This is a genomic window from Candidatus Palauibacter sp., from assembly GCF_965197445.1.
Taxonomy (GTDB): Bacteria; Gemmatimonadota; Gemmatimonadetes; order Palauibacterales; family Palauibacteraceae; genus Palauibacter.
This window is the reverse complement of the sequence record NZ_CBDANE010000005.1, coordinates 1,642,745-1,667,394: the sequence shown is the minus strand read 5'-3', so window position 1 is coordinate 1,667,394 and position 24,650 is coordinate 1,642,745. Positions and strand designations below refer to the sequence as shown.

24 protein-coding genes and 2 tRNA genes are annotated in these 24,650 nt (G+C 65.1%); all 26 read right to left on the bottom strand.

Annotated features, from left to right (window positions below; translation table 11 throughout):
- Positions 1-2 precede the first annotated feature (2 nt).
- A complete protein-coding gene (gene rpsC, locus ACN9M6_RS14615) occupies positions 3-692 on the bottom strand; it encodes a 30S ribosomal protein S3 (protein ID WP_419163611.1) in 690 nt (229 codons plus the stop codon).
- Entirely contained in the window at positions 692-1,042 is a 351-nt protein-coding gene (gene rplV / locus ACN9M6_RS14610) for a 50S ribosomal protein L22 (RefSeq protein ID WP_419163610.1), read from the bottom strand. Before rplV ends, rpsC begins: the two co-directional genes overlap by 1 nt.
- The gene (rpsS, locus tag ACN9M6_RS14605; protein WP_419163609.1) at positions 1,042-1,326 is read right to left on the bottom strand and encodes a 30S ribosomal protein S19; all 285 of its coding nucleotides are present in this window, start codon (positions 1,324-1,326) and stop codon (positions 1,042-1,044) included. The genes rplV and rpsS overlap by 1 nt, the downstream gene beginning before the upstream one ends.
- Positions 1,327-1,341: 15 nt before the next feature.
- Positions 1,342-2,181: a 50S ribosomal protein L2 gene (rplB, locus tag ACN9M6_RS14600; protein ID WP_419163608.1), complete on the bottom strand. Its 840-nt coding sequence runs from the start codon at positions 2,179-2,181 to the stop codon at positions 1,342-1,344.
- A 3-nt stretch (positions 2,182-2,184) separates the two neighbouring features.
- The gene (rplW, locus tag ACN9M6_RS14595) at positions 2,185-2,541 is read right to left on the bottom strand and encodes a 50S ribosomal protein L23 (protein WP_419163607.1); all 357 of its coding nucleotides are present in this window, start codon (positions 2,539-2,541) and stop codon (positions 2,185-2,187) included.
- The gene (gene rplD / locus ACN9M6_RS14590; protein WP_419163606.1) at positions 2,538-3,173 is read right to left on the bottom strand and encodes a 50S ribosomal protein L4; all 636 of its coding nucleotides are present in this window, start codon (positions 3,171-3,173) and stop codon (positions 2,538-2,540) included. The genes rplW and rplD overlap by 4 nt, the downstream gene beginning before the upstream one ends.
- Complete coding sequence (gene rplC, locus ACN9M6_RS14585) at positions 3,170-3,793, bottom strand: 50S ribosomal protein L3 (protein ID WP_419163605.1); 624 nt, start codon at positions 3,791-3,793, stop codon at positions 3,170-3,172. The genes rplD and rplC overlap by 4 nt, the downstream gene beginning before the upstream one ends.
- 4 nt (positions 3,794-3,797) lie before the next feature.
- Positions 3,798-4,106 (bottom strand): 30S ribosomal protein S10, encoded by a 309-nt coding sequence (gene rpsJ / locus ACN9M6_RS14580; protein ID WP_310756558.1) that lies wholly within the window; start codon positions 4,104-4,106, stop codon positions 3,798-3,800.
- Between the two features lie 34 nt (positions 4,107-4,140).
- Positions 4,141-5,334: an elongation factor Tu gene (gene tuf, locus ACN9M6_RS14575; RefSeq protein WP_419163593.1), complete on the bottom strand. Its 1,194-nt coding sequence runs from the start codon at positions 5,332-5,334 to the stop codon at positions 4,141-4,143.
- Positions 5,335-5,394: 60 nt separating this feature from the next.
- Entirely contained in the window at positions 5,395-7,491 is a 2,097-nt protein-coding gene (gene fusA / locus ACN9M6_RS14570) for an elongation factor G (RefSeq protein WP_419163604.1), read from the bottom strand.
- Between the two features lie 53 nt (positions 7,492-7,544).
- A complete protein-coding gene (rpsG, locus tag ACN9M6_RS14565) occupies positions 7,545-8,015 on the bottom strand; it encodes a 30S ribosomal protein S7 (protein ID WP_419163603.1) in 471 nt (156 codons plus the stop codon).
- A 155-nt stretch (positions 8,016-8,170) separates the two neighbouring features.
- The gene (gene rpsL / locus ACN9M6_RS14560; protein ID WP_419163602.1) at positions 8,171-8,542 is read right to left on the bottom strand and encodes a 30S ribosomal protein S12; all 372 of its coding nucleotides are present in this window, start codon (positions 8,540-8,542) and stop codon (positions 8,171-8,173) included.
- A 205-nt stretch (positions 8,543-8,747) separates the two neighbouring features.
- Entirely contained in the window at positions 8,748-13,001 is a 4,254-nt protein-coding gene (gene rpoC / locus ACN9M6_RS14555) for a DNA-directed RNA polymerase subunit beta' (RefSeq protein ID WP_419163601.1), read from the bottom strand.
- A 22-nt stretch (positions 13,002-13,023) separates the two neighbouring features.
- Positions 13,024-17,562, bottom strand: coding sequence for a DNA-directed RNA polymerase subunit beta (rpoB, locus tag ACN9M6_RS14550; RefSeq protein ID WP_419163770.1), 4,539 nt, complete (start codon positions 17,560-17,562; stop codon positions 13,024-13,026).
- Between the two features lie 247 nt (positions 17,563-17,809).
- Complete coding sequence (gene rplL, locus ACN9M6_RS14545) at positions 17,810-18,184, bottom strand: 50S ribosomal protein L7/L12 (protein ID WP_419163600.1); 375 nt, start codon at positions 18,182-18,184, stop codon at positions 17,810-17,812.
- Between the two features lie 70 nt (positions 18,185-18,254).
- A complete protein-coding gene (gene rplJ / locus ACN9M6_RS14540) occupies positions 18,255-18,779 on the bottom strand; it encodes a 50S ribosomal protein L10 (protein WP_419163599.1) in 525 nt (174 codons plus the stop codon).
- Between the two features lie 4 nt (positions 18,780-18,783).
- Complete coding sequence (gene rplA / locus ACN9M6_RS14535; protein WP_419163598.1) at positions 18,784-19,473, bottom strand: 50S ribosomal protein L1; 690 nt, start codon at positions 19,471-19,473, stop codon at positions 18,784-18,786.
- Positions 19,474-19,493: 20 nt separating this feature from the next.
- Complete coding sequence (gene rplK / locus ACN9M6_RS14530) at positions 19,494-19,925, bottom strand: 50S ribosomal protein L11 (protein WP_419163597.1); 432 nt, start codon at positions 19,923-19,925, stop codon at positions 19,494-19,496.
- Positions 19,926-20,462 (bottom strand): transcription termination/antitermination protein NusG, encoded by a 537-nt coding sequence (gene nusG / locus ACN9M6_RS14525; RefSeq protein WP_419163596.1) that lies wholly within the window; start codon positions 20,460-20,462, stop codon positions 19,926-19,928.
- Between the two features lie 35 nt (positions 20,463-20,497).
- A complete protein-coding gene (gene secE / locus ACN9M6_RS14520) occupies positions 20,498-20,704 on the bottom strand; it encodes a preprotein translocase subunit SecE (RefSeq protein ID WP_419163595.1) in 207 nt (68 codons plus the stop codon).
- A 9-nt stretch (positions 20,705-20,713) separates the two neighbouring features.
- Entirely contained in the window at positions 20,714-20,863 is a 150-nt protein-coding gene (gene rpmG / locus ACN9M6_RS14515; protein WP_419163594.1) for a 50S ribosomal protein L33, read from the bottom strand.
- Positions 20,864-20,896: 33 nt separating this feature from the next.
- The gene (tuf, locus tag ACN9M6_RS14510; RefSeq protein ID WP_419163593.1) at positions 20,897-22,090 is read right to left on the bottom strand and encodes an elongation factor Tu; all 1,194 of its coding nucleotides are present in this window, start codon (positions 22,088-22,090) and stop codon (positions 20,897-20,899) included.
- Between the two features lie 122 nt (positions 22,091-22,212).
- A tRNA-Tyr gene (locus ACN9M6_RS14505) sits at positions 22,213-22,295 on the bottom strand.
- 73 nt (positions 22,296-22,368) lie between these two features.
- Positions 22,369-22,441: transfer RNA gene (locus ACN9M6_RS14500), tRNA-Thr, on the bottom strand.
- A gap of 93 nt (positions 22,442-22,534) precedes the next feature.
- Positions 22,535-24,004 (bottom strand): cysteine--tRNA ligase, encoded by a 1,470-nt coding sequence (gene cysS / locus ACN9M6_RS14495; protein ID WP_419163592.1) that lies wholly within the window; start codon positions 24,002-24,004, stop codon positions 22,535-22,537.
- A complete protein-coding gene (locus ACN9M6_RS14490) occupies positions 24,001-24,627 on the bottom strand; it encodes a hypothetical protein (RefSeq protein WP_419163591.1) in 627 nt (208 codons plus the stop codon). The genes cysS and ACN9M6_RS14490 overlap by 4 nt, the downstream gene beginning before the upstream one ends.
- Positions 24,628-24,650 lie beyond the last annotated feature (23 nt).

The window sequence follows — 24,650 nt, the reverse complement described above, 5'->3', positions numbered from 1 at the left end:
CTCTATCCTCGCCCGCGACCCGCGCGGCGACGTCCGCCGGCAGTGTAGGTCTGACCCCGGCGGTCCTCCACGATCTCGCCGTGGAAGATCCACACCTTCACACCGATCGTCCCGAACGTGGTCCTGGCCTGCCGCTCCGCGTAGTCGATGTCGGCTCGCAGCGTGTGCAGCGGAACTCGCCCCTCGTGATAGCCTTCCGAGCGCGCGATTTCCGCCCCGCCGAGCCGACCGCCGCACTGGATCCGGATACCGCCCGCGCCGGCACGCATGGCCGCCTGCACGGCCCGCTTCATGGCTCGACGGAAGCTGATCCTCTGCGTCAGCTGGTGGGCGACGTTATCGGCCACCAGTTGGGCCTCGGTCTCCGGGCGGCGGATCTCCTCGACGTTGACGGAGACTTCCGCGTCCGTGAGCAGCGAAAGTTCATCGCGCAGCTTGTCGACTTCGGCGCCACGCTTGCCGATCACGACACCAGGCCGGCCGGTGTGCACCGTGACGACGATCTTCGACGGCTTTCGCTCGATCTCCACCTGAGCGATCGCCGCGTGGCCGAGCCGCGCGTGCAGGTATTTCCGCAGTTTCTCGTCTTCCGCGAGCAGCTTGGGGAACTCCCTGCCTTGCGCGTACCAGCGTGACCGCCAGGGTTTGACGGAGCCGAGCCGGAATCCGTACGGATGTGTCTTCTGACCCATTAGCCTCTCGTGTCCACGACGACTGTCACGTGACTGCTTCGCTTGAGCACGGAGGTCGCTCTCCCGTAGGCCCGCGCGCGCCAGCGCTTAAGGGTTCTGCCTTCATCTACGTAGGCTTCGTGCACGTACAACTCGTCCACATCGAGCGACGCACCGTCCTCGTCCGCCCGATAGGTCGCATTCGCCACGGCCGAGCGCAGCAGCTTGCCGATCGGCCGGGCCGCCTTCTTCTTCGAGAACTGCAGGATGGCGTACGCGTCGTTGACGTCACGGCCACGAATCTGGTCGATAACCAGGCGCATCTTCCGCGCGGACATGCCGACGTTCTTCGCCTTCGCCGTGGCCCGCATCAGACTCTGCCCCGCCGATCCCGCGCCGAGCCGGCGTGTCCCCTGAACGTTCTCGTCGTCGCGAACTCGCCCAGCTTGTGCCCCACCATGTTCTCGGTCACGTAGACCGGGATGAACTTGTTGCCGTTGTGCACCGCGAGCGTGTGCCCGACGAAATCGGGGCTAATGGTAGAGGCCCGCGCCCAGGTCTTGATGACCGACTTGTCTCCGGAATCGTTCATCCGCTGCACCTTCATGAGCAGCTTCTCGTCGATGTACGGTCCCTTCTTGACGCTTCTCGGCATCGCTTTACCTCGCTCCTACTTTGTGGCCTTGCCGCGCTTGCGGCCGCGCACGATCAGCCTATCGCTCTGCTTCCGCTTCTTCCGCGTCTTGCGCCCCTCGGGCTTCCCCCAGGGCGACACGGGCGGACGACCACCCGAACTGCGCCCTTCGCCGCCCCCGAGGGGGTGGTCGACCGGGTTCATCGCCACGCCACGCACCTTCGGCCGGCGGCCCTTCCATCGCGACCGGCCGGCCTTGCCGGCGCGGATCAACTCATGGTCGACGTTGCCGACCTGACCGATCGTCGCCCGGCACAATTCGGGCACCATACGCATCTCGGTGCTCGGAAGCCGCAGCGTGACGGTCCCTCTCTCCTTCGCGACGACCTGGACCGAGGCTCCGGCGGAGCGGGCCATTTGCGCTCCCTTGCCAGGCACCAGTTCCACGCCGTGCACCAGGGTCCCGAGCGGCACTTCGCGCAGGGGAAGACAGTTCCCGACGTTAGGGTCGATACCCGATCCGGAGAGGACCGTGTCACCCACGCCAAGTCCGCGGGGATGGAGGATGTAGCGCTTCTCTCCGTCCACGTAGTGAATGAGCGCGATGCGGGCCGACCGGTTGGGATCGTACTCGATCTCCGCCACGACCCCCGGAACGCCGTCCTTCCTGCGCTTGAAGTCGATACGCCGATAGCGCCGCTTGTGGCCGCCGCCCCGCCTGCGGCTCGTGATCCGGCCGTGGTGGTTGCGGCCCGCCTTCTTCGGCAGCCCCTCGGTGAGCGACTTCTCCGGTTCGGTTCGCGTAATCTCCTCGAAGGTCGAGACGCTTCGGTATCTGGAGGCGGACGTGACCGGCTTGAACTTTCGAATCGGCATCGATCAGCCTCCCTCGAGCACATCGATGGGGCCATCGGCGATCTCTATGATCGCCTTCTTCCAGTGTGGCCGCCGCCCCACCGAGCGTCCCACGCGCTTCTTCTTTCCCCGCACGTTCATCGTTCGCACGGAGGTAACCCGCTGACCTTCGAAGATCGCCTCGAAGGCCCGCCGGATCTCGATCTTGTTCGCGTCCGGTGCCACCTCGAAGGTGTATTTCGGGCGAGGTTCAACCTCGCCGCGCTCGATTCGGGCCTGGAGCCTCCGGCCAACCCCGTCGGTCCCCTCGGACTGCAAGCTGGTCGAGCTCTTTTCGGTGAAGAGCGGACGAAGGATGATCTCGTTCGGCGCCCGTCTCATGCTTCACTCTCCCCGGCGCCGTCCGCCTGCCCGTTCAGCGCCGGTGCTTCCACGAGCACCAGGTCGGACCAGAGGATGTCGTACGCCGATGCCTCGCCCCAGGGGAGCACGCGCACGCCCGGCAAATTCCTCGCGGACAGATAGACCTTTGGCTTGTAGCCCGCGGTCAGGACGAGGACGTTCTCCGACGCGCGGCCGATGCGCGTCAGCAACGCAGCCACATCGCGGGTCCTGGGTGGATCGAAGTGCAGCGGCTCCACGAGCGCGAGATCACCGCTCAGGGCTCTCGTGTTGAGCGCCGAACGGATCGCGAGCCGGCGGAGCTGCCGGGGCACCCGGACTCGATATGATCGCGGATGCGGACCGAAGACCACCGAGCCACCGCGCCACAGCGCGGAGCGAATCGAACCCGCCCGAGCACGACCCGTGCCCTTCTGGCGCCACGGTTTGCGCGATCCACCATGCACGGTCGAGCGGGTCTTCGTCGAGGCGGTTCCCTGTCGGCGGTTGGCGAGCACGGCCGTGACTACCTGATGCAGCGCGTCTTCGTTGACGGTCCCGTCGAACGGCGTTTCCGGCAGCGACCGCTCTTCGCCTGACGTGCCGTCGGCCCTGTACGTGGCGACTTTCATCGACCCGGCCTCACCATGACGATGTTGTTGCGTCCACCCGGCACCGATCCCCGGACGAGAAGCAGGTTCCTGTCGGCGTCGATGCCGATGACCTTGCGGCTCATCGCCATCCGCTGCGTCCCGCCCATGCGTCCCGCCATCTTGCGGCCCTTGATGACCCGGGACGGATCGGTGCCGGCTCCGATGGAGCCCGGACCCCGGAGAACCGAGCTTCCGCCGTGAGACCCGCGCCCGCCCGCGAAACCGTGCCGTTTCACTACACCCTGGAATCCGCGGCCCTTCGTCGCCCCCGTCACGTTCACCCGAGACCCGACGTCGAACATCTCGACCGTGAGTTCCTGGCCCAGTTCAAGATCCTCACCCCCTAAATCGAACTCGGCGAGGACGCGCGGCACGTGATCGAGTCCGGCCCGTGCGGCGTGGCCTGCGCCCGGCTTCCGGACGTTGCGCTCCTTGACCCGATCGAAGCCGAGTTGCACGGCGTCGTAGCCGTCGTGTTCGGCGGTCTTGATCTGGACCACCGGACAGGGCCCGACTTCGAGCACGGTAACGCCGACGGCCCTGCCATCGTCATCAAAGATCTGCGTCATGCCGATTTTTCGGCCGATCAACCCGGGCATCTCGCTACTCGACTTTGATTTCGACATCGACGCCGGCCGCCAGATCCAGCTTGGTCAGCGCATCGATGGTCTGCGGTCGCGAGTCGTGAATGTCGATGAGCCGCTTGTGCGTCTTGAGCTCGAACTGCTCTCGCGACTTCTTGTCCACATGCGGGCTTCGGAGAACCGTGAACAGTTGACGGCGCGTCGGCAGCGGGATCGGGCCGCTGACCGACGCACCGGTCTTCTGCGCGGTCCGAACGATGTCCGCCGCGGTTTGATCGATCACCGCCGGATCGAATGCCTTCAACCGAATCCTGATCTTCTGCGCCATCTCTACGCCGTTTCGTTTCCCGGGTGTGGTTCAGCTAGTCGTGGATGGCGGTGACGACGCCCGCGCCCACCGTCCGGCCGCCCTCGCGGATCGCGAACCGGAGGTTCTCCTCCATCGCGATCGGCGCGATCAACTCCACCGCCATGTTCACGTTGTCCCCCGGCATCACCATCTCCACCCCGTCGGGCAGCACCGCCGAGCCCGTCACGTCCGTCGTCCGAAAGTAGAACTGGGGCCGGTACCCGTTGAAGAACGGCGTGTGACGGCCCCCCTCGTTCTTCGTCAGAACGTACACTTCCGCGCTGAACTTCCGGTGCGGCGTGATCGACCGGGGGTGCGCGACCACCATCCCGCGCTCCACCTCCGTCTTCGCCACCCCCCGAAGCAGCAGACCCGCGTTGTCCCCCGCCTGGCCCTCGTCCAGGATCTTCCGGAACATCTCCACGCCCGTCACCACCGTCTTCTTCTCCGAGCCCAGCCCCACCAGCTCCACACCCTCGCCCGTCTTCACCACCCCGCGCTCGATCCGGCCCGTCACCACCGTCCCGCGGCCCGTGATCGTGAACACGTCCTCCACCGGCATCAAAAACGGCTTGTCCGTCGCGCGCTCCGGAACCGGGATGTACGTGTCCAACGCCTCCAGCAACTCCCCGATGCACGCCGTGTCCGGCGAGTCCGGATCCCCGCTCTCCAGCGCCTTCAACGCCGAACCCCGTATCACCGGCACGTCGTCGCCCGGAAACTCGTACTCGCTCAACAGCTCCCGTACCTCCAGCTCCACCAGGTCCAGCAACTCCTCGTCGTCGACCTGGTCCACCTTGTTCAAAAACACCATGATGTACGGCACGTTCACCTGGCGAGCCAGAAGAATGTGCTCCCGCGTCTGAGGCATCGGCCCGTCCGCCGCCGACACCACCACGATCGCACCATCCATCTGCGCCGCGCCCGTGATCATGTTCTTCACGTAGTCCGCGTGGCCCGGACAGTCCACATGAGCGTAGTGTCGTGACTCCGACTCGTACTCCACGTGAGCCGTCGCGATCGTGATCCCTCGCTCCCGCTCCTCCGGCGCCTTGTCGATCTGGTCGAACGCCACGTACTCCCCGTGGCCCTTCGCCGCCTGTACCTGCGTGATCGCCGCCGTCAGCGTCGTCTTCCCGTGGTCCACATGTCCGATCGTACCCACGTTCACGTGCGGCTTCGTTCGCTCAAACCTTTCCTTCGCCATCGCCCCTCTTTCTCCCCTTTGCTCGTTTCCGGTATCGGGTCGCCGGAGCCCGCGTGCCGCCTAGGCGCCGTTGGCGGAGACGATCTCCGCCGTCCTGGATCCCGGAACTTCGTCGTAGTGGGAAAACTGCATCGTGTAGACCGCACGGCCCTGGCTGATCGACCGAAGCGAGGTCGCGTACCCGAACATCTCCGATAGCGGAACCGACGCCCCGATGACGCTCGCCGAAGAGCGCTGCGTCATGCCCCCGATCTTTCCGCGCCGGCTGGACAGATCGCCCATCACGTCGCCGAGATAGTCCTCCGGTGTGACGACTTCAACATTCATCACCGGCTCGAGCAGCACGGGCTGCGCCTTGCGGGCACCTGCCTTCAACGCGATGGAGCCGGCGATCCTGAAGGCCATCTCGCTCGAATCTACCTCGTGGTACGACCCGTCGATGAGCGTCGCCTTGATGTCGATGATCGGGTAGCCGGCCACGATGCCGGAATCGAGTGCTTCGCGAATGCCCTTTTCCACCGAGAGCACATACTCGCGCGGCACATTGCCGCCACGGATCTCGGAGTCGAAGACGAAGCCGCCACCGGGGTCCGTAGGCTCGAGGTTGATGATCACATGTCCGAACTGGCCGCGCCCTCCGGACTGTCGCACGAAGCGACCTTCGACCTTGCGAACCGCCTTGCGAATCGTTTCCCGGTAGGCCACCTGCGGCCGGCCGACGTTGGCGTTAACCCTGAACTCGCGCTGCAGCCGGTCGACGATGATCTCGAGATGCAACTCACCCATCCCGCTGATGATCGTCTGGCCGGTCTCCTCATCCGTGTAGACACGGAACGTCGGGTCTTCCTCGGCCAGCTTCGCCAGCGCCTCGGCCAGCTTGTCCTGGTCGGCTTTCGTGCGCGGCTCGATCGCGACCCGGATCACGGGCTCGGGAAAGCTCATCGACTCGAGTACGATCGGATCGGCCTGCGACGCGAGCGTGTCGCCCGTGCGCGTGTGCTTCAGGCCGATCGCGGCGGCAATGTCGCCGGCGAACACGGCGTCCCGCTCCTCACGCTTGTTCGCGTGCATCTGCAGGAGTCGGCCGATGCGTTCCTTCCGGCTCCGGGACGAGTTCAGGACATGTGAGCCGGCCTCGGCCGTCCCCGAATAGACTCTGAAATAGGTCAGCCGCCCAACGTAGGGATCCGTCGCGATCTTGAACGCGAGCGCTGAGAACGGAGCCTCTTCGTCAGCAGCGCGCTCGGCGACCGTCTCGTCGCGCTGCGGCAGGTGGCCCTGGACCGGAGGGACATCGAGCGGAGAGGGAAGATAGTCGATCACGGCGTCGAGAAGGCGCTGCACGCCCTTGTTCCTGAACGCGGATCCACACAGGATCGGCGTCATGCCGTTGGCCAGCGTCGCCTTGCGAACCGCCTGCCGGATCTCCTCCTCGGTGAGCTCGTCACCTTCCAGGTACTTCTCGAGCGATGGTTCGTCGTACTCGACCGCGGCCTCGATGAGGTCGTGTCGCAGTTGGGCGACCTGGTCCGCCAGGGCGTCGGGCACGGGGCCCTCGGTCCAGCGGGCCCCCAACGACTCGTCGTCATATACGACTTTGACCTCACGAATGAGGTCGACAATGCCGGTGTAGAGTTCACCTTCCCCGAGGGGAACCTGGAGCGGATGCGCGTTCGCCCCGAGACGATCGCGCATCATGCGCACGACGTTCATGAAGTCGGCTCCGACGCGGTCCATCTTGTTGACGAACGCGATACGCGGGACGCCGTACTTGTCGGCTTGGCGCCACACCGTCTCCGACTGCGGCTCCACGCCGCCGACCGCACAGAACAGCGCCACCGCACCGTCGAGCACGCGGAGGCTGCGCTCCACTTCGACCGTGAAGTCGACGTGTCCCGGCGTATCGATGATGTTGATGCGGTACGACTCGCCGAGGTGCTCCCAGTAGCAGGTCGTCGCGGCCGACGTAATCGTAATGCCGCGCTCCTGTTCCTGCTCCATCCAGTCCATGGTCGCGTCGCCGTGATGCACTTCACCCAGGCGATGCGTCCGGCCGGTATAGAACAGCACCCGCTCGGTCGTCGTCGTCTTCCCGGCATCGATATGCGCCATGATGCCGATATTCCTAAGCCGCTCCAGCGGCGTTCTTCTCTCCATCTATCTATCTGTCCCCGAACCCCATCCTTACCCGCGTCCGTCCCGGACGCCGCCTACCAGCGGTAGTGCGCGAACGCCTTGTTCGCGTCAGCCATCCGGTGGACATCTTCCTTCTTTCTCACCGCCCCGCCGTCACCTCGCGCGGCGTCGAGAAACTCGCCCGCGAGACGTTGTGCCATCGTCTTTCCGGCCCGGGACCGCGCGTGCTGGACGAGCCATCGGCGCGCCAGCGAGTCGCGTCGCCGGTACGACACCTCCATCGGTACCTGGTACGTCGCACCCCCGACGCGCCGGCTGCGCACCTCGAGGATCGGCTTCGCGTTCTGAAGTGCCTGCCGGAACACGTTCATGGCCGGCTGGCCCGTTCTCATCTCGATGAGCTGCATGGCGTCGTAGAAGATCCCCTCGGCGAGGGACTTCTTGCCATCCAGCATCAGCATGTTGATGAACTTCGTGACCTCGGTGCTCCCGTAGCGGGAGTCCGGAATCACGTCACGTTGTTCGGCACGGTTTCGTCGTGACATCTCGTCTCGCCATGTGCGGCTCCGGGTTCATCCGGAGACTTCGTACAGAGAGCCCGGCCACGGACTCCGAGGCCGGGCCCTGCTTTCACCTGCCGGTGAATTGCCCTGAACGCCTGAACGTCCGGCCCATTCGAATTTCCGGGAAAGACCCCGAGCTACTTCCTTTTCTTCGAGCCGTACTTCGAGCGGCCCTGATTCCTGTCATCTACGCCGGAAGCGTCGAGGGTCCCCCGGATGATGTGATATCGGACACCCGGCAGATCCTTCACCCGTCCGCCCCGGATAAGCACGATGCTGTGTTCCTGAAGGTTGTGACCTTCGCCTCCGATGTACGCGGTGACCTCGTACCCGTTGGTCAGACGCACGCGCGCAACCTTGCGCAAGGCCGAGTTGGGCTTCTTCGGCGTCGTCGTGTACACCCGCGTACAGACCCCGCGCTTCTGGGGGTTCCCCTCAAGCGCCGGCGCCTTGCTCTTCTTCTCGATCTTTCGGCGGCCCTTGCGGACCAATTGATTGATGGTCGGCATTCCCGCTCCATCGCTCCCTCCAGCCGCACCGGTGCGCCGATCACCGAACCAGGGGCGCGGCCGTTGGGGGTAAAAAAATCGGGGGCAGATCAAACCGCCCCCGCGGCGACTGCCGACCGGCCGGTCGACAGAACACGGAGAGTAGTCTTGGAGCTTGCCCGTGTCAAGCGACTTTTGGTCCCCGAGACTCGCCGTAAAGGGTCCGTCAGGTCGTCATCACCGCACCCTCTTCCTCCACGGACGCCTCTTCCTCCTCGGCCTGATCGCGGAGGTCCGAGAACAGACTGCGGGGCGCGTCCTCGGGCACCACCCGGCGGCGCATGGAGTCGATCTGCGCCTTGAGCGTATCGTCGACGAGGAACTCTATGTCGGAGAAGCGGTGGGTTCCCGTCCCGGCCGGAACCAGATGGCCGATGATGATGTTCTCCTTGAGCCCCCGGAGTTGGTCTTTGGCTCCGCGCACCGCAGCATCGGTGAGGACCCGTGTTGTCTCCTGGAAGGAGGCTGCGCTGATGAACGATTCCGTCGTCAGACTCGACTTGGTAATCCCGAGCAGGATGGGCTCGGCCCGGGGCGGCTCGTCTCCGCGCTCGAGCACCGCGCGCGTCGCGTCACGGAACTCCATCCGGTCGACATGCTCGCCCTCCAGGAACTCGGTCCCGCCCGGATCGGTAATGCGGACCTTCTGCAGCATCTGGCGCACGATGACGGCGATGTGCTTGTCGTTGATCCGCACGCCCTGGAGCCGGTAGACCTCCTGGATCTCGTTGAGCAGATATTCCTGGACGGCGCGAGGCCCCCGCACCCGCAGAATGTCGTGCGGGTTGACGGGTCCCTCCGACAACCGATCTCCCGCCCTGACCAGGTCGCCCTCGTGTACCCGGAGGTGCTTCCCGACGGGAATCTGATACACCATCTGCTCGTCGTCCTCCATCGTGACGATGATCTCGCGCTTTCCGCGCTTGATCCCGCCGAAGGACACACGGCCGTCGACCTCCGTGATCGTCGCCGGATCCTTGGGCCTGCGAGCCTCGAACAACTCGGCGACGCGGGGCAGGCCCCCGGTGATGTCGCGGGTCTTGTACGCCTCGCGGCTGATCTTGGCGAGCGTCTCTCCGGCGTTCACCTTCTGCGTGTCCTGCACGAGCAACTGAGCGCCCACGGGCACGATGAACTCGCGGAGTTTCTTGCCCTTTCCGTCCACGATGTCGATGACCGGGTGGAGTTTCTTCTCCCGATCTTCGATGATGACCTGCTGACGACGCCCGGTCGCCTCGTCGAGCTCCTCCCGGACGGTCTCCTCCGGCACGATGTCCGTGAACCGGATCCGACCCTTCTTGTCGGCCACGATCGGTTCCGAGTAGGGATCCCATCCGAACAACAGATCGCCGTGCCCCACCTGGGTGCCGTCCTCGACGAAGAGGGTCGCGCCGTAGGGGACGGAGAGGCGCGACAGGATCCGATCGTCCGCCGTCTGCATGAGCAGTTCGCCCTCGCGGCTGGTCACGATCGTATCGTCCGACGGACTCTGCACCGTCGTGACGCGCTCGAAGGCGATCTTGCCCTCCAGCTTGGAGCGCCTCTGCGTCTGGGCGGCGATGCGCGCCGCCGTGCCGCCGATATGGAAGGTCCGAAGCGTCAGCTGCGTACCCGGCTCGCCGATCGACTGAGCGGCAAGGATTCCCACCGCCTCACCGAAATCGACCAGGTCCATTGTCGCCAGGTTGCGGCCGTAGCACTGCTGGCAGATGCCCCGGCGGGACTCGCACGTGAGGACCGACCGGATACGCACCTGCTGTACGCCACTCTCATCGATCGCGCGCGCCCGCGCTTCCGTGATCATGGCGCCCGCCTCCACGATCACCTCATCGTCGATCGGATCGACCACAGCTTCGGCCGCGATGTTCCCCGCCACGCGGTCCGAGAGCGGCTCGATGATATCTTCGCCCTCCTTGAGCGCCGTGACGTCGAGACCGAGGATCGTATTGCAATCCGCCTCGATGATCGTGACGTCCTGCGCCACATCTACGAGCCGGCGCGTCAGGTAGCCGGCATCCGCCGTCTTGAGCGCGGTGTCCGCCAGCCCCTTGCGGGCCCCGTGGGTCGAGATGAAGTACTCGAGCACGCTCAGGCCCTCCCGGAAGTTCGACCGGATCGGGCTCTCGATGATCTCTCCGATTCCGCCCGTCAGCTTCTTCTGGGGCTTCGCCATGAGCCCACGCATGCCCGCCAGCTGTCGGATCTGATCGCGCGAACCCCGCGCGCCGGAATCGAACATCATATAGATGGGATTGAATCCCTCTCTCGAGTTCTTCAGCCCCCCCACCATGGCGTCGGCCACATCGTTGTTGGCATGGGTCCAGGCGTCGATGACCTTGTTGTATCGCTCTCCGAAGGAGATCACCCCGCGGTGGTACGCCTTCGTGAAGCGATTCACATCTTTCTGCGCCTCTCCGAGGATCTCCTGCTTTTCCTGCGGAATCTCCATGTCGTCGAGCCCGATCGAGACGCCGGCTCGAGTGGCATATCGGAACCCGAAGTCCTTGAGATCGTCGAGGAAGATCGTGGTCGCCTCGAGACCTGCCAGCCGGAACGACTGGAACACGAGTTCTCCCAGCGTTGCCTTCCCGAGAGTCTCGTTCACATATGGGACGCTGTCCGGCAGGATGTCGTTGAACAGGGCCCGTCCAACGCTGCTCACGACCCACCTCTTCTCAATCTGGCCGTCCTCGGTCTGCTGATCGACGAGGAGCCTGATCGGCATGTGGTAGTCGGGCGTCCCCCCCGGGGACCGCAGATATCCGGACTCCAATGCGATCTCAACCTGCGCCGAGTCCGCGAAGTGGGGCAGCCCCTCTCCCGCCTCGTGCTCGTCGAAGTCCGGCCGCACCTTTGTCATGTAGTAGCAGCCGAGCACCATGTCCTGGGACGGCGACGCGATCGGCCGACCGTTCGCCGGCTTGAGGATGTTGTTGCTCGACAGCATCAGGATCCGCGCCTCGAGCTGGGACTCGAATGACAACGGGACGTGGACGGCCATCTGGTCGCCATCGAAGTCCGCGTTGAACGCCGCGCACACGAGCGGGTGGATGCGGATCGCCTTCCCTTCCACGAGGACGGGTTCGAACGCCTGGATCCCCAGCCTGTGCAGCGTCGGAGCCCGGTTCAGAAGCACCGGGTGATCCTTGATGATGTCCTCGAGCACTTCGTAGACCGTCGGGTCGTCGAGTTCTACGAGCTTCTTCGCGCGCTTTACGGTCTCGGCGTGCAACCGCCGCTCGAGTTCGTGGATGATGAACGGCTTGAACAGTTCGACCGCCATCTTCTTTGGCAGACCGCACTGGTGGAGGCGGAGTTCGGGCCCCACGACGATCACCGAGCGACCCGAGTAGTCGACCCGCTTTCCGAGCAGGTTCTGCCTGAAGCGTCCCTGCTTCCCCTTGAGCATGTCGGACAGCGACTTGAGCGGTCGCTTGCCCCGCCCGCGGATGGCCTTCCCGCGGCGACCGTTGTCGAACAGCGCGTCCACCGCCTCCTGGAGCATGCGCTTCTCGTTACGGAGAATCACCTCCGGCGCGCGCATCTCGAGCAGCTTCTTGAGCCGGTTGTTCCGGTTGATCACCCGGCGGTAGAGGTCGTTGAGGTCGGATGTCGCGAACCGGCCGCCGTCGAGCGGGACGAGGGGACGCAGATCCGGCGGGATGACCGGAATCACGTCCATGATCATGTGCTCGGGGCTGTTCCGCTTCGACACTTCATCGTCGCTGTTGCGAATCGCGTCGATGACCTTGAGCCGCTTCAGCTTCTTTTTCTTGCGGTGCTTGGACGTCTCGTGAACGACCTCGTAGCGCAGCTGCTCGGCGAGTTCGTCGATGTCGAGCTGCCCGAGGAGGGTGCGAATCCCTTCGGCTCCGATCTCGGCACGGAACTCGGTATCTCCCTCTTCGCGCGCCTTGTCCGTCAGCTCCCAGTACTCGTCTTCCTCGATGACCTGCTTGAACTCGACTTCCTGCCGGCCGGGCTCGGTGATTACATGCGCGGCGTAGTAGATGACCTTCTCAAGATCACGCAGCTTCATCCCGAGCAGATAGCCCATCTGCGAGGGGAGGGTCTTGAAGAACCAGATGTGCGCCACGGGCACCGCGAGCTCGATATGGCCCATCCGCTCCCGGCGGACCTTGGACAGGGTGACTTCGACCCCGCACTTGTCGCATATGTGCCCGCGGTAGCGAATCCGCTTGAATTTCCCGCAGTGGCACTCCCAGTCCTTGACCGGGCCGAAGATGCGCTCGCAGAAGAGACCGTCGCGCTCGGGCTTGAACGAGCGATAGTTGATGGTCTCCGGCTTCGTGACCTCGCCGTGGCTCCAGGAACGGATCTCCTCGGGGGAGGCGAGCTTGATCTGGATCCAGTCGAACTCGGCCGGGCCGCTACTGCGATGTCGCGGAAAGTCGATCATCTGTCACCCTCTTGTTGGACCGCTAGAAGAGCGGGTCGGACTCGTCGCCGCCGAGCGTCACACTCAGCCCCAGCGCCTGAAGCTCCTTCACGAGCACGTTGAAGCTCTCCGGCACTCCCGGCTTGGGAAGGTTGTCGCCCTTGACGATTGCCTCGTACACGCGGCTCCGTCCCGTCACGTCGTCCGACTTGACCGTCAGCATCTCCTGAAGGGTGTGCGCGGCTCCGTACGCCTCCAACGCCCACACCTCCATCTCCCCGAACCGCTGGCCCCCGAACTGCGCCTTGCCGGCGAGCGGCTGCTGGGTCACCAGGCTGTACGGGCCGATCGACCGCGCATGAATCTTGTCGTCGACCAGGTGGGAGAGCTTCATCATGTAGATTTCACCCACTGCGATGTCCGCTACGAACTCCTCGCCCGTCCGGCCGTCGCGCAACCGCATCTTGCCGTTGGGGCGCAGCCCGGCCCGCTCCAGCAGCTCGATCACCGCGGCATCCAGCCCCTCGGTCACCCGGCGGCGGCCTGAAAGGGCAGCCGTCTTCGCCCAACCCGCGGAGTCCAGCTTCGCCGCCGTGGTCACGTTCGACACATCGCGTGCCACGGCAAGGACGAACGCGGCCAGGCTTCTCAGGTATTTCGGGAGCTCGCCCCGGCCGTCCAGGTAGGCGTCGAGCGAGCGTCCCAGGCTGGTGGAGTACCCCCCGACCGCCTCTTCGCCCTCCCAGGCCTGAATCTCGTGTACCAGCTTCTGGACCATCTCGTACCGGAGTTCGGGCGGGGTCACTTCGGAGCCCAGCGTGCGCGCTGCCCAGACCGCCCCGCCGATCTTCAGAAGCGCACCGATCTCGTGCTCGGTGGCTCCCTGAAAGACCGGTGTATTCGCCTCGAAGCCTAGTACGCGAGCCGCCCATCCGAGGGTGGTCTCAAGGATCTGTCCGACGTTCATCCGGCTCGGTACGCCGAGCGGGTTGAGCACGATCTCTACCGACCGACCGTCCGGCAGCACCGGCATGTCCTCTTCGGGGACCACGCGGGCGATGATGCCCTTGTTCCCGTGTCGGCCGGCCATCTTGTCTCCAACGGAGATCTTGCGCTTCTCGGCCAGGTAGACCTTCACCAACTGGACGACGCCGGGCGACAGTTCGTCGGGCTGGAAGATCTTGTCGATGCCTTCCTCGGTGCGCTCACGGATCCGCTCGACACGGGTGCGCGCCTCAGCGACCACGCGGCGGACCAGTTCGCTCGCCTTCTTCTTCTCCACGCTGAGGGTCGTGAGATCGATCTCCCCGAAGTCGAGGTTGTGCAGTTCCTTCTTCGACAGCCTCATGCCTTCGGCGAAGTAGGGCTCGATGCCGCCCCGCCGCAGGCACAGAGACACTGTCTCCCCCTCGAGCAACTCGCTGAGTTCCTCGTCACGAGCCTCCATGACGCGAGTGATCTCGTCGCGCTCGCCTTCGCGCAACTCGGCGATCCGCTCGCCGTGCTCACGCTCAAGCAGCGGATCGTCGATCCGCCGGGAGAAGATCTTGACGTCTATCACGGTCCCCTCGACGCCCGGGGGGACACGCAGCGAACTGTCCTTCACGTCCTTCGCCTTCTCGCCGAAGATCGCTGTGAGCAGTTTCTCTTCCGGCGAGAGTTCGGTCTCGCCCTTCGGCGTGATCTTCCCCACGAGGATGTCGCCCGACCTGACGGACGCGCCGATCCGGACGATCCCGCGGTCGTCGAGGTCTACCAGCGCCTCTTCGGCCACGTTGGGGATCTCGCGCGTGATCTCCTCCATCCCGCGCTTCGTATCCCGAACGTGGAGTTCAAGCTCCTGAATGTGGACCGACGTGTAGACATCCCCCTTGACCAGCTGCTCGCTGATCACGATGGCGTCCTCGAAGTTGTGCCCGAACCACGGCATGAACGCGACGAGCGCGTTGCGACCGAGGGCGAGCGAGCCGCCGTCGGTGCCCGCTCCATCGGCAATCACATCCCCGGCCTCGACCTTCTCGCCGGCCCGGACGATCGGCCGCTGGTTGATGGCCGTGTCCTGGTTCGTGCGCCAGAACTTGCGGAGGCGATAGCAGTCGTACTGCGTGAGCCGCGCCAGCGGGATCTCCCCGGCCGCCTGACGCGGCTTGCCGGTGTCGACCTCCACCTCGTCAGCGGTGACGCGCGTCACCGTACCGGCCCGACGTGCCAGCACCACCGCCCCGGAGTCCTCCGCCACCTTGCCTTCCAGCCCCGTCCCGACGAGCGGACGCTCCGGGAACAGAAGCGGGACGGCCTGCCGCTGCATGTTCGATCCCATCAGCGCGCGGTTCGCGTCGTCGTGTTCCAGGAAAGGGATCAGCGCGGGCGACACGGCGACCAACTGGTCCGGCGCGACATCCATGAAATCGATCTCGTCCGGCGGCAGCAGTGGATAGTCGTCACGGCGGCGACACAGGACGAGCGACCGTGCGAAGGTCCCATCGGGGTTGAGCTCGGCGTTGGCCTGCGCGACGGCGTATTCCTCTTCCTCGCTGGCCGAGAGCCATATGATTTCGTCGGTGCTCACCTTCTCGTTGACGACTCGGCGATAGGGGGTCTCCAGGAAACCCAGTTCGTTGAGGCGCGAGTAGGTCGTCACCGAGGTGATGAGACCGATGTTCGGTCCCTCGGGCGTCTCGATCGGACACATCCGGCCATAGTGCGAGTAGTGCACGTCCCGCACCTCGAATCCCGCGCGCTCCCGCGTCAGGCCGCCCGGCCCGAGCGCGCTGAGCCGCCGCTTGTGCGTGAGCTCCGACAGCGGATTCGTCTGATCCATGAACTGGCTGAGCTGCGAACTCCCGAAGAAGGCCTGGATGACGGCACTCACAGTGCGCGCGTTGACCAGATCGTCGATGGAGATCTTCTCGGGATCGCTGTTGATCGACATCCGCTCGCGGACCAGGCGGGCCATGCGCGACAACCCGACTGAGAACTGGTTGGCGATCAGTTCGCCGATCGAGCGGACGCGGCGGTTCCCGAGGTGGTCGATATCGTCGGTGTACCCGCGGCCCTCGTGCAGCTCGATGAGGTAGCGGATGATTGCGACGAAATCCGACGACGCCAGAACCACCAGGTCGCCCTCCGGCACGTCGAGCCCCAGCAGCCGGTACACGTCCTTCAGGCGGTGATTGACCTTGTGGCGGCCCACCCGCCCCAGATCGTATCGCTTCGGGTTGAAGAACAGCCGGTCCAGAGCACCGCGCGCCGTGGCCAGGTTCGGCGCCTCGCCGGGCCGGACCAGCGAGTAGATCGAGTGCAGCGCCGCCGCCTCGCTCCCGGTCGGATCCTTGGCCAGCGTGTTGCGGAGCAGAGGCGACTCCCCTCGCGGGCCACCCGTGAACACCAGGGCCTCGCGGACCTTTTCCGCCTTCAGGCTTGCGAAAAGTGCCGAGTCGAACCGGGCGCCCTTCTCGGCCAGGACTTCGCCCGTGTCCTTGACCACGACATCCGCGGCAAGCTGCGGACTCGAGCTCCAGTCGCGTCGCATGGCGAGATCCTCGTAGGTCCCGCGCAGGGGCACGAAGGTGGCACTCGAGTACACCTCGACCTCGGAGACGCCCGCGCGCACCAGGCGCTCGATCGCCTCTTCGGTGAGCGTTTCCCCGCGACGGATGACAAAGGCGTCCTCGTCCTCGAACGCGTCGACCTGCGTGACCTTCGCCTCGGTGGCGTGCTGCACGAGTTCGGCGTCGATGCGGTCGCCGAGGGCGGCGATCGGCTCTCCGCCCTGCTTGCCGGGAAGATCCTGAGCCAGCCAGTGCATCGATTCCGAATCGGGCTCGTATCCGGCCAGCTCAAGCGACTCCGGCTCATCTGCGAAGTCGCCGTTGGGAACGCTCCGGGCCACCAGCGTGCCGGTAACCTCGCGACGCATGGAGGACTCGTCGTCATCGGCCTCGAGGTGCGCGACCCGTCGCTTGTAGAACAACTCGAGGATGTCGACGTCTCGCCCATAGCCGAACGCTCGAAGCAGCGCCGTTGCCGGGAACTTCTTCTTCTTATCGATGTGGACGTGGATCACATCGTGGATATCGAGCGTAAACTCGACCCACGACCCGCGGAACGGGATGATCCGGGACGAGAAGAGTCGTGTGCCGTTCGGATGCACCGTCTCCTCGAACACGACGCCCGGGGAACGGTGCAGCTGGCTCACGATGACGCGCTCGGCACCGTTCACGACGAACGTGCCCTGCCCCGTCAGGAGCGGCAGGTCACCGAGGTAGACTTCCTTCTCGAGAATGTCACCCGGGCGCTTCTCGCCGTCTTTGTCGACCGTCTCGAAGATGACGAGCCGAAGGCGCGCCTTCAGAGGGGCCGAGTACGTCATGTCGCGCTCGATGCACTCGTCCACGGAGTACTTCGGCTCGCCGAGCGCGTAGCTTACGAACTCCAGCGAGAAGTTCTCGTTCGCATCGGTGATCGGGAAAATCTCGCGAAAGACGCGCTCGAGACCGAGGTCGTGGCGCTCTTCTGCGCTCCGTTGCGTCTGTAGCAGGCGCTCGAAAGCCTCCCGCTGCACATCCAGAAAATGCGGCATGTGCATCGGACGGTCGAGCTTGGCGAACGAGACTGCAGGTCTGCCGTTGGCCGTCAAATCGTACCTCCCCCGGGGACCACTCGAGTACATGGGAGATGCGCAAACGCCGGGGGCCGCGGATGAGCGACCGCCCCGGTTCGTGCATGGTGAGGTGCCGGACCCCGGCTCCGTCGGCCCGGTCGCGGTTCAACCGCGATCCGAGGCCGACAGGAAAACCGGCGCCGGCTGCCACGCTCCGCCAGCGTGACTACTTGAGATCCGCCGTAGCGCCCTGTGCTTCGAGCTTGGCCTTGATCTCTTCCGCCTCCTCCTTGGACACGCCTTCCTTGACGGGTCCCGGGGCGTTGTCGACGACAGCCTTCGCCTCCTTCAGACCGAGGCTGGTGACCTCGCGGACGACCTTGATCACCTGGATCTTCTTGTCGCCCACCGTCGTCAGTACGACATCAAACTCCGACTGCTCCTCTTCGGCGGCGTCTCCGCCGGCGCCAGGCGCGGCAGCGACGGCGACCGGCGCAGCGGCCGTAACACCGAAGGTCTCTTCCATCTTGTCTTTCAGCTCGGCGGCTTCCAGCACCGTCAGCGAGCCGATCTGTTCCAGAAGATCGTCGATCTTGGACATGTTCTTCCGTTCCCTGGATTCCATGCTTACGCTTTACGCACGCCCTCACGTCGCGCGTGCTCGACCCACCTCAGGCGGACTGGTTCTTCTTTCCGACCTGTTCGATCATGTCCGCGATATCGCGGATGAGCGCCGCCAGAGCGCCGGCGATTCCCCCGACGGTGGCCGTGAGTCCGCCCGCGATCCCGCCCAGCAGGATCTCGCGCGGCGGAATATCGGCCAGACGCCCGACGTCGTCCGGCGTCGCCGCCACCCTGTCGATGACACCCACCTTCACGACCGGCCGGTCGTCGTGCGCCTTCGCGAATTCCTTCAGCACCTTGGCCGGCGCGACCGGATCGGATTCGCTGAACACGAGCGCGGTCGGGCCCGACAGGTGGGCGCTCAGGTCCGGCAGGTCCAGATCTTCGAGCGCCCGCTTCATGAGTGTGTTCTTGACGACCCGGTATCCCAGGCCCTGCTCGCGGAGCAGCGCCCTGAACTCCGTGACCGCCTTCACGTTCAGCCCGGTGAAGTCGGTCAGGTAGATCGTCCCGTTCTCTTCGAGCTGCGCGCTCAGTTCACTGGTGACGCGTTGCTTTTCTTCGAGTCTCATCGATCTACCGATACAGGTCTTCGTCGATTGAAACGCCGAGGCCCATCGTGCTCGTCACGGTTACGCTCTTCACGTAGCGCCCCTTCGCGGCGGCCGGCTTCAGCCGTACGATCTCGTCCATGAGAGCATCGAGGTTCCCGGTCAACGGTTCGAGCTCGAAACTCACCTTGCCGATCGGCGCATGGATATTCCCCGTGCGGTCGACGCGAAACTCAATCTTGCCAGCCTTCGATTCGCGAATCGCCCGGCTCACATCCATCGTGACCGTGCCCGCTTTCGGCGTCGGCATGAGCCCGCGCGGACCGAGCACGCGTCCCAACCGCGCCACGTCCTTCATGAGATCCGGCGTGGCGATGGCGACGTCGAAGTCGAGCCAGCCGCCCTGAATCCGCTCGATGTATTCGGTCCCCACGTAGTCCGCACCCGCAGCGGTGGCCTCGGCGGCCCGGTCGGCCTGAACGAGTGCCAGGACGCGGACCGGACGTCCCGTCCCGGCCGGCAGAATAACGGTACCCCTTACGATCTGGTCGGCCTTGCGCGGGTCGACGCCGAGGCGCACCGCGGCCTCGACGGTCTCGTCGAAGTTCGCGAACGCCATCTTCTGCACGCGCTCCAGCGCGTCGCGGGGCGCGAGTGACCCGTTCCGCAGCGCGGCCGTCGCCGCGGAGCGGTATTTCTTGCCGTGTTTCGGCATGGTTCCCCGATTTCTCCCGATCAGCCCGCCCGCTCGATCCCCATGGATCGCGCGGTGCCCTCGATCATCCGCATCGCGGCTTCCTCGTCCGCCGCGTTCAGATCCTTCATCTTGATCCGGGCGATCTTTCGCAGCTGATCGTCCGTGACCTTCCCCACCTTCTGCCGGTTGGGTTCGGGTGAGCCCGACTCGAGACCCAGTTCCTTCTTGAGCAGCTCCACCGCCGGTGGCGTCTTGGTGATGAAGCTGAAGGTCCGGTCCTTGTAGACGGTGATCTCGACCGGGATGATCGTCCCCGCGTCCTGCTGTGTCTGCGCGTTGAACGCCTTGCAGAAGTCCATGATGTTGAGGCCGTGCTGGCCCAACGCCGGACCCACGGGCGGGGCGGGGTTCGCCTGCCCTCCCGGAATCTGCAGCTTGATGAATCCCGTGACCTGTTTCTTAGGCGGCATCTAGAAGCCCTGCAGCTGCGTGTAGTCCAGTTCGACCGATGTGGGGCGCCCGAACAGGCTGACCTGCACGCGCACCTTTCCCTTCTCCGCAAACACTTCTTCCACCGTTCCGCTGAAATCGCTGAACGGTCCTTCCATAACCTCGACGACCTGTCCGGGGCGGAACGGGATCTCCGCTTCCGGCCCAGCCTGCTCCAGCTCGTCCGCAATGCCGAGGATCTTGTTCATTTCCTCGGACTTGAGCGGCTGAGGTGCGTCCCCGCTCCCCACGAACTTGATGACCCCGGGCACATTGTTGACGACGTACATCGTGTTCTGGTCCAGCAGCATCTGGATGAGGACGTACCCCGGGTACAGCCGTTTCGTCGACTTGACGCGCTTGCCGCCCTTGATCTCGACCACTTCCTGAGTCGGGACGATCACTTCCCGAATCGGCGGCTCGCCCTCGTATTCCTGGATCTTCTGCTCCAGGCGCATCTTCACCTTCTTCTCATGGCCGGAGTAGGTCTGGAGCGCGTACCAGCGCAATTCATCCACGGTTCCGATCCTCCCCGACGCCCGCGTCCGCCCGCTCAGACACTGAAAGTCCTGACGACGAACCGCACGAACGCTGCGAAGACGGAATCCATGGCGCCGATCACCACGGCCATGATCATGACGAAGATCAGGATGCCGATCGTCGCCCCGCGCAGCTGGTCCCTATCGGGCCATGTGACGCGACGCATCTCGACCTGCACCTGCTCCGCGAACTCCTGGGTTCTCTTGACGATCCCGGCCAATCGACCCTCTTATCGGGTTTCTTTGTGCATTGTGTGGCCGTCACAGCGCCGACAGTACTTCTTCCGCTCGGCCCGCTGGGGGTGCGTCCGCCGATTCTTGGTCGTCGAATAGTTGCGCTCTTTGCACTGCATGCACTCGAGCGTGATCCGAGCCCTCATTTAGGTGTCCCCCCAAAAAAGATCCTGGTTCAGCTAGTCGTGGATGGCGGTGACGACGCCCGCGCCCACCGTCCGGCCGCCCTCGCGGATCGCGAACCGGAGGTTCTCCTCCATCGCGATCGGCGCGATCAACTCCACCGCCATGTTCACGTTGTCCCCCGGCATCACCATCTCCACCCCGTCGGGCAGCACCGCCGAGCCCGTCACGTCCGTCGTCCGAAAGTAGAACTGGGGCCGGTACCCGTTGAAGAACGGCGTGTGACGGCCCCCCTCGTTCTTCGTCAGAACGTACACTTCCGCGCTGAACTTCCGGTGCGGCGTGATCGACCGGGGGTGCGCGACCACCATCCCGCGCTCCACCTCCGTCTTCGCCACCCCCCGAAGCAGCAGACCCGCGTTGTCCCCCGCCTGGCCCTCGTCCAGGATCTTCCGGAACATCTCCACGCCCGTCACCACCGTCTTCTTCTCCGAGCCCAGCCCCACCAGCTCCACACCCTCGCCCGTCTTCACCACCCCGCGCTCGATCCGGCCCGTCACCACCGTCCCGCGGCCCGTGATCGTGAACACGTCCTCCACCGGCATCAAAAACGGCTTGTCCGTCGCGCGCTCCGGAACCGGGATGTACGTGTCCAACGCCTCCAGCAACTCCCCGATGCACGCCGTGTCCGGCGAGTCCGGATCCCCGCTCTCCAGCGCCTTCAACGCCGAACCCCGTATCACCGGCACGTCGTCGCCCGGAAACTCGTACTCGCTCAACAGCTCCCGTACCTCCAGCTCCACCAGGTCCAGCAACTCCTCGTCGTCGACCTGGTCCACCTTGTTCAAAAACACCATGATGTACGGCACGTTCACCTGGCGAGCCAGAAGAATGTGCTCCCGCGTCTGAGGCATCGGCCCGTCCGCCGCCGACACCACCACGATCGCACCATCCATCTGCGCCGCGCCCGTGATCATGTTCTTCACGTAGTCCGCGTGGCCCGGACAGTCCACATGAGCGTAGTGTCGTGACTCCGACTCGTACTCCACGTGAGCCGTCGCGATCGTGATCCCTCGCTCCCGCTCCTCCGGCGCCTTGTCGATCTGGTCGAACGCCACGTACTCCCCGTGGCCCTTCGCCGCCTGTACCTGCGTGATCGCCGCCGTCAGCGTCGTCTTCCCGTGGTCCACATGTCCGATCGTACCCACGTTCACGTGCGGCTTCGTTCGCTCAAACCTTTCCTTCGCCATCGCCCCTCTTTTTTCTCCTCACGGATTCCGGTTCGGTCGCGCGACGCGAGATCCCCCTGCCCGCACGCGCGCTACACCCTTTTGTGCTTCAGCGGCTTTGTGCTTCAGCGGCCAGATGGAAATGGTGGGGGGAGGATTCGAACCTCCGAAGGCATAAGCCAGCAGATTTACAGTCTGCCCCGTTTGGCCGCTTCGGTACCCCACCGCCGATTCCTGACCCCCGATGGACGAGTTCCAGTTTACGCCGCATCGGGGCGGCTGTTCGTCCGACTCGACCGAGCTGGCGGTGGGACTCGAACCCACAACCTCCGGATTACAAATCCGACGCTCTACCGGTTGAGCTACGCCAGCGACCCTTCTGCAAGACAGTCTTATAACATAAGGACGTGTCGAGCCGATCGTCAAGCCGCAATCAACGGTCCGCTCGGCCGGCGCGACGCACCGTTAGAGCCCGGGCCTGGGCACCACGATCGTGCGTGCTCCCAGGCGCAGACGGGTGCGGTCGGCCAGGTCCTCCACAGCCACGCCGCGCGCTTCGAGTTCGGCCCGAACCGCGTCCGCGAGAGCGTAATCCCGGTCTGCTCGGGCACGCTCACGAGCCCCTGCCCGCGCGGTGGCCCACGCGACCAGTTCCTCGTCGGCGTCGGCAGACTCCAGATCGCGCAAAGCAAGGACTCCGAACACGCGGTCGAAGTCATCGATTGCGGCGAGAACGGTCTCGGCGCCCCCGGGAGCGCGAGGGCGGGAGGTGTCGAGCAGGTGATTCACCTCGCGGACGAGCCCAAACACGGCAGCGAGCGCTTCGCTCACGTTCAGGTCGTCGTCCATCGCCGACTCGAAGGCCGCACGGCTGCGCTCCGCGAGCCCCGAGCTGTCCGCCGACTCATCGATGCCGGCTTCGATCGCACCGCTGAGGCGGCGACGAAACTCGTGCAGTCGCGTCACCGCCTTTTCCGACGCCTCGACACCATCGAAGGTGAAGTTCAGCTGGGTCCGGTAGTGACCGCTGAGCAGCAGATAACGGATCGCCGAGGGCGCGTGCCCGCGAGCGACCAGTTCGGGAATCGTGAAGCAGTTGCCGAGCGACTTCGACATCTTGCGGCCTTCCACCAGGAGGTGCTCGGCGTGCAGCCATAGCCGTGCGAACGTCTTTCCCGTGGCGCCTTCGGACTGGGCGATCTCGTTCGTGTGGTGCGGGAAGAGGTTGTCGACCCCTCCTGCGTGGATATCCAGCGTCTCACCCAGATATTGCATCGCCATCGCCGAGCACTCGAGGTGCCATCCCGGCCGGCCGGTGCCCCAGGGCGAGTCCCAGACCACCACCGCTTTTTCGTCGCCGCCCCGGTCTCCGCCCTTCCAGAGAACGAAATCCCTCGGATCGTCCTTGTCGTATTCCTCGTCCCCCGTAGCGCGGCTTGCAGAAGTCAGCCCCTGGGGATCGATGCCGGCCAGGCGCCCGTATCCGGGGAAGCGGCTGATCGCGAAATAAACGCTACCATCGCTCTCGTACGTGAGGCCGCGCGCCGAAAGCGATTCGATCAGCCGGATCATGCCGTCCACGTGCCCGGTCGCCCGGGGGCGGTGCTCAGGTTCCTCGAGCCCCAGTGTACGCCAATCCTCGAGGAACATCTCGATCACGGGCCCCGTCACCTCGCCCAGCGGAATGCCCCGGGCGGCGGCGGCGGCGATCGTCCGGTCGTCGACATCGGTCAGGTTCATCACCTGTTCGACCTCGTACCCTTTGAACCGGAGGTAGCGGCGGAGCAGGTCCTCCCATGTGAACGCGCGAAAGTTGCCGATATGCGCGCGGTCGTAGACGGTGGGGCCGCAGGTGTACATCCCGACCCGGCCGGACTCAACCGGCTCGAGCGTACGGAGTCGCCGGGTGAGGGAGTCATGGAGCCGGAGACTCATCGGCCGCCCCTGGCGACGTACTTCTCGGTCCGCCACGACCGGTACTCTCCGATCTCGTCCGCGCGCGCTTCGCGGACGACGGAGAGGCAGCCGCCCAGCTGACGGTCGGAGCGGTCCAGCAGCAGGCCGGGGAGGACTCCGGCCTCACGCGCGAACGCGAATTCGTCGAGCGGCTCGTACGCGGGGCCCCCGAACAGCAACCGGGCCACGATCCATCCGTCTACGAATCCGTCGAGCGCCTCGACTTCACGGGCGACGAGCGTGTCGCAGGCGACATCCGGATCCTGCCGGACCGCGTGCATGCGAAGGACCGCGTAGCTCTCGTACGCCCGACCGGCCTCACGGAGGTTGCCCGGCATAACGAGTGCCGCACTCGAATCGGTCACGACTTCAATCGCGTTCCACGGCCAGGCGTCACGCGACTCGGACTCGTCGAGGTGGCGACCGAACGACCGGTAGTAGAGAACGAGGGGATCTTCCACGAGATCGGTCATGAGAGAGTCGGAGCGGTCGCGGAAGCGCAGGAGACGATCAGCCTCGAATTCGACGACGGCACCGGACGGGGCCGTCAGCCGATACTGGCCCAGCCCCGGTTCGGCGCCGAAAGCTCCGGCCAGGAGCACGAGGACGGTGATTGCGAGAGGTC

Excerpts from the sequence above, each read along its gene's own strand:
- rpsC (WP_419163611.1), bottom strand. The coding sequence starts at position 692 with ATGGGTCAGAAGACACATCCGTACGGATTCCGGCTCGGCTCCGTCAAA.
- rplV (WP_419163610.1), bottom strand. The coding sequence starts at position 1,042 with ATGCGGGCCACGGCGAAGGCGAAGAACGTCGGCATGTCCGCGCGGAAG.
- rpsS (WP_419163609.1), bottom strand. The coding sequence starts at position 1,326 with ATGCCGAGAAGCGTCAAGAAGGGACCGTACATCGACGAGAAGCTGCTC.
- rplB (WP_419163608.1), bottom strand. The coding sequence starts at position 2,181 with ATGCCGATTCGAAAGTTCAAGCCGGTCACGTCCGCCTCCAGATACCGA.
- rplW (WP_419163607.1), bottom strand. The coding sequence starts at position 2,541 with ATGAGACGGGCGCCGAACGAGATCATCCTTCGTCCGCTCTTCACCGAA.
- rplD (WP_419163606.1), bottom strand. The coding sequence starts at position 3,173 with ATGAAAGTCGCCACGTACAGGGCCGACGGCACGTCAGGCGAAGAGCGG.
- rplC (WP_419163605.1), bottom strand. The coding sequence starts at position 3,793 with ATGCCCGGGTTGATCGGCCGAAAAATCGGCATGACGCAGATCTTTGAT.
- rpsJ (WP_310756558.1), bottom strand. The coding sequence starts at position 4,106 with ATGGCGCAGAAGATCAGGATTCGGTTGAAGGCATTCGATCCGGCGGTG.
- tuf (WP_419163593.1), bottom strand. The coding sequence starts at position 5,334 with ATGGCGAAGGAAAGGTTTGAGCGAACGAAGCCGCACGTGAACGTGGGT.
- fusA (WP_419163604.1), bottom strand. The coding sequence starts at position 7,491 with ATGGAGAGAAGAACGCCGCTGGAGCGGCTTAGGAATATCGGCATCATG.
- rpsG (WP_419163603.1), bottom strand. The coding sequence starts at position 8,015 with ATGTCACGACGAAACCGTGCCGAACAACGTGACGTGATTCCGGACTCC.
- rpsL (WP_419163602.1), bottom strand. The coding sequence starts at position 8,542 with ATGCCGACCATCAATCAATTGGTCCGCAAGGGCCGCCGAAAGATCGAG.
- rpoC (WP_419163601.1), bottom strand. The coding sequence starts at position 13,001 with ATGATCGACTTTCCGCGACATCGCAGTAGCGGCCCGGCCGAGTTCGAC.
- rpoB (WP_419163770.1), bottom strand. The coding sequence starts at position 17,562 with ATGCCGCATTTTCTGGATGTGCAGCGGGAGGCTTTCGAGCGCCTGCTA.
- rplL (WP_419163600.1), bottom strand. The coding sequence starts at position 18,184 with ATGTCCAAGATCGACGATCTTCTGGAACAGATCGGCTCGCTGACGGTG.
- rplJ (WP_419163599.1), bottom strand. The coding sequence starts at position 18,779 with ATGAGACTCGAAGAAAAGCAACGCGTCACCAGTGAACTGAGCGCGCAG.
- rplA (WP_419163598.1), bottom strand. The coding sequence starts at position 19,473 with ATGCCGAAACACGGCAAGAAATACCGCTCCGCGGCGACGGCCGCGCTG.
- rplK (WP_419163597.1), bottom strand. The coding sequence starts at position 19,925 with ATGCCGCCTAAGAAACAGGTCACGGGATTCATCAAGCTGCAGATTCCG.
- rpmG (WP_419163594.1), bottom strand. The coding sequence starts at position 20,863 with ATGAGGGCTCGGATCACGCTCGAGTGCATGCAGTGCAAAGAGCGCAAC.
- tuf (WP_419163593.1), bottom strand. The coding sequence starts at position 22,090 with ATGGCGAAGGAAAGGTTTGAGCGAACGAAGCCGCACGTGAACGTGGGT.
- cysS (WP_419163592.1), bottom strand. The coding sequence starts at position 24,004 with ATGAGTCTCCGGCTCCATGACTCCCTCACCCGGCGACTCCGTACGCTC.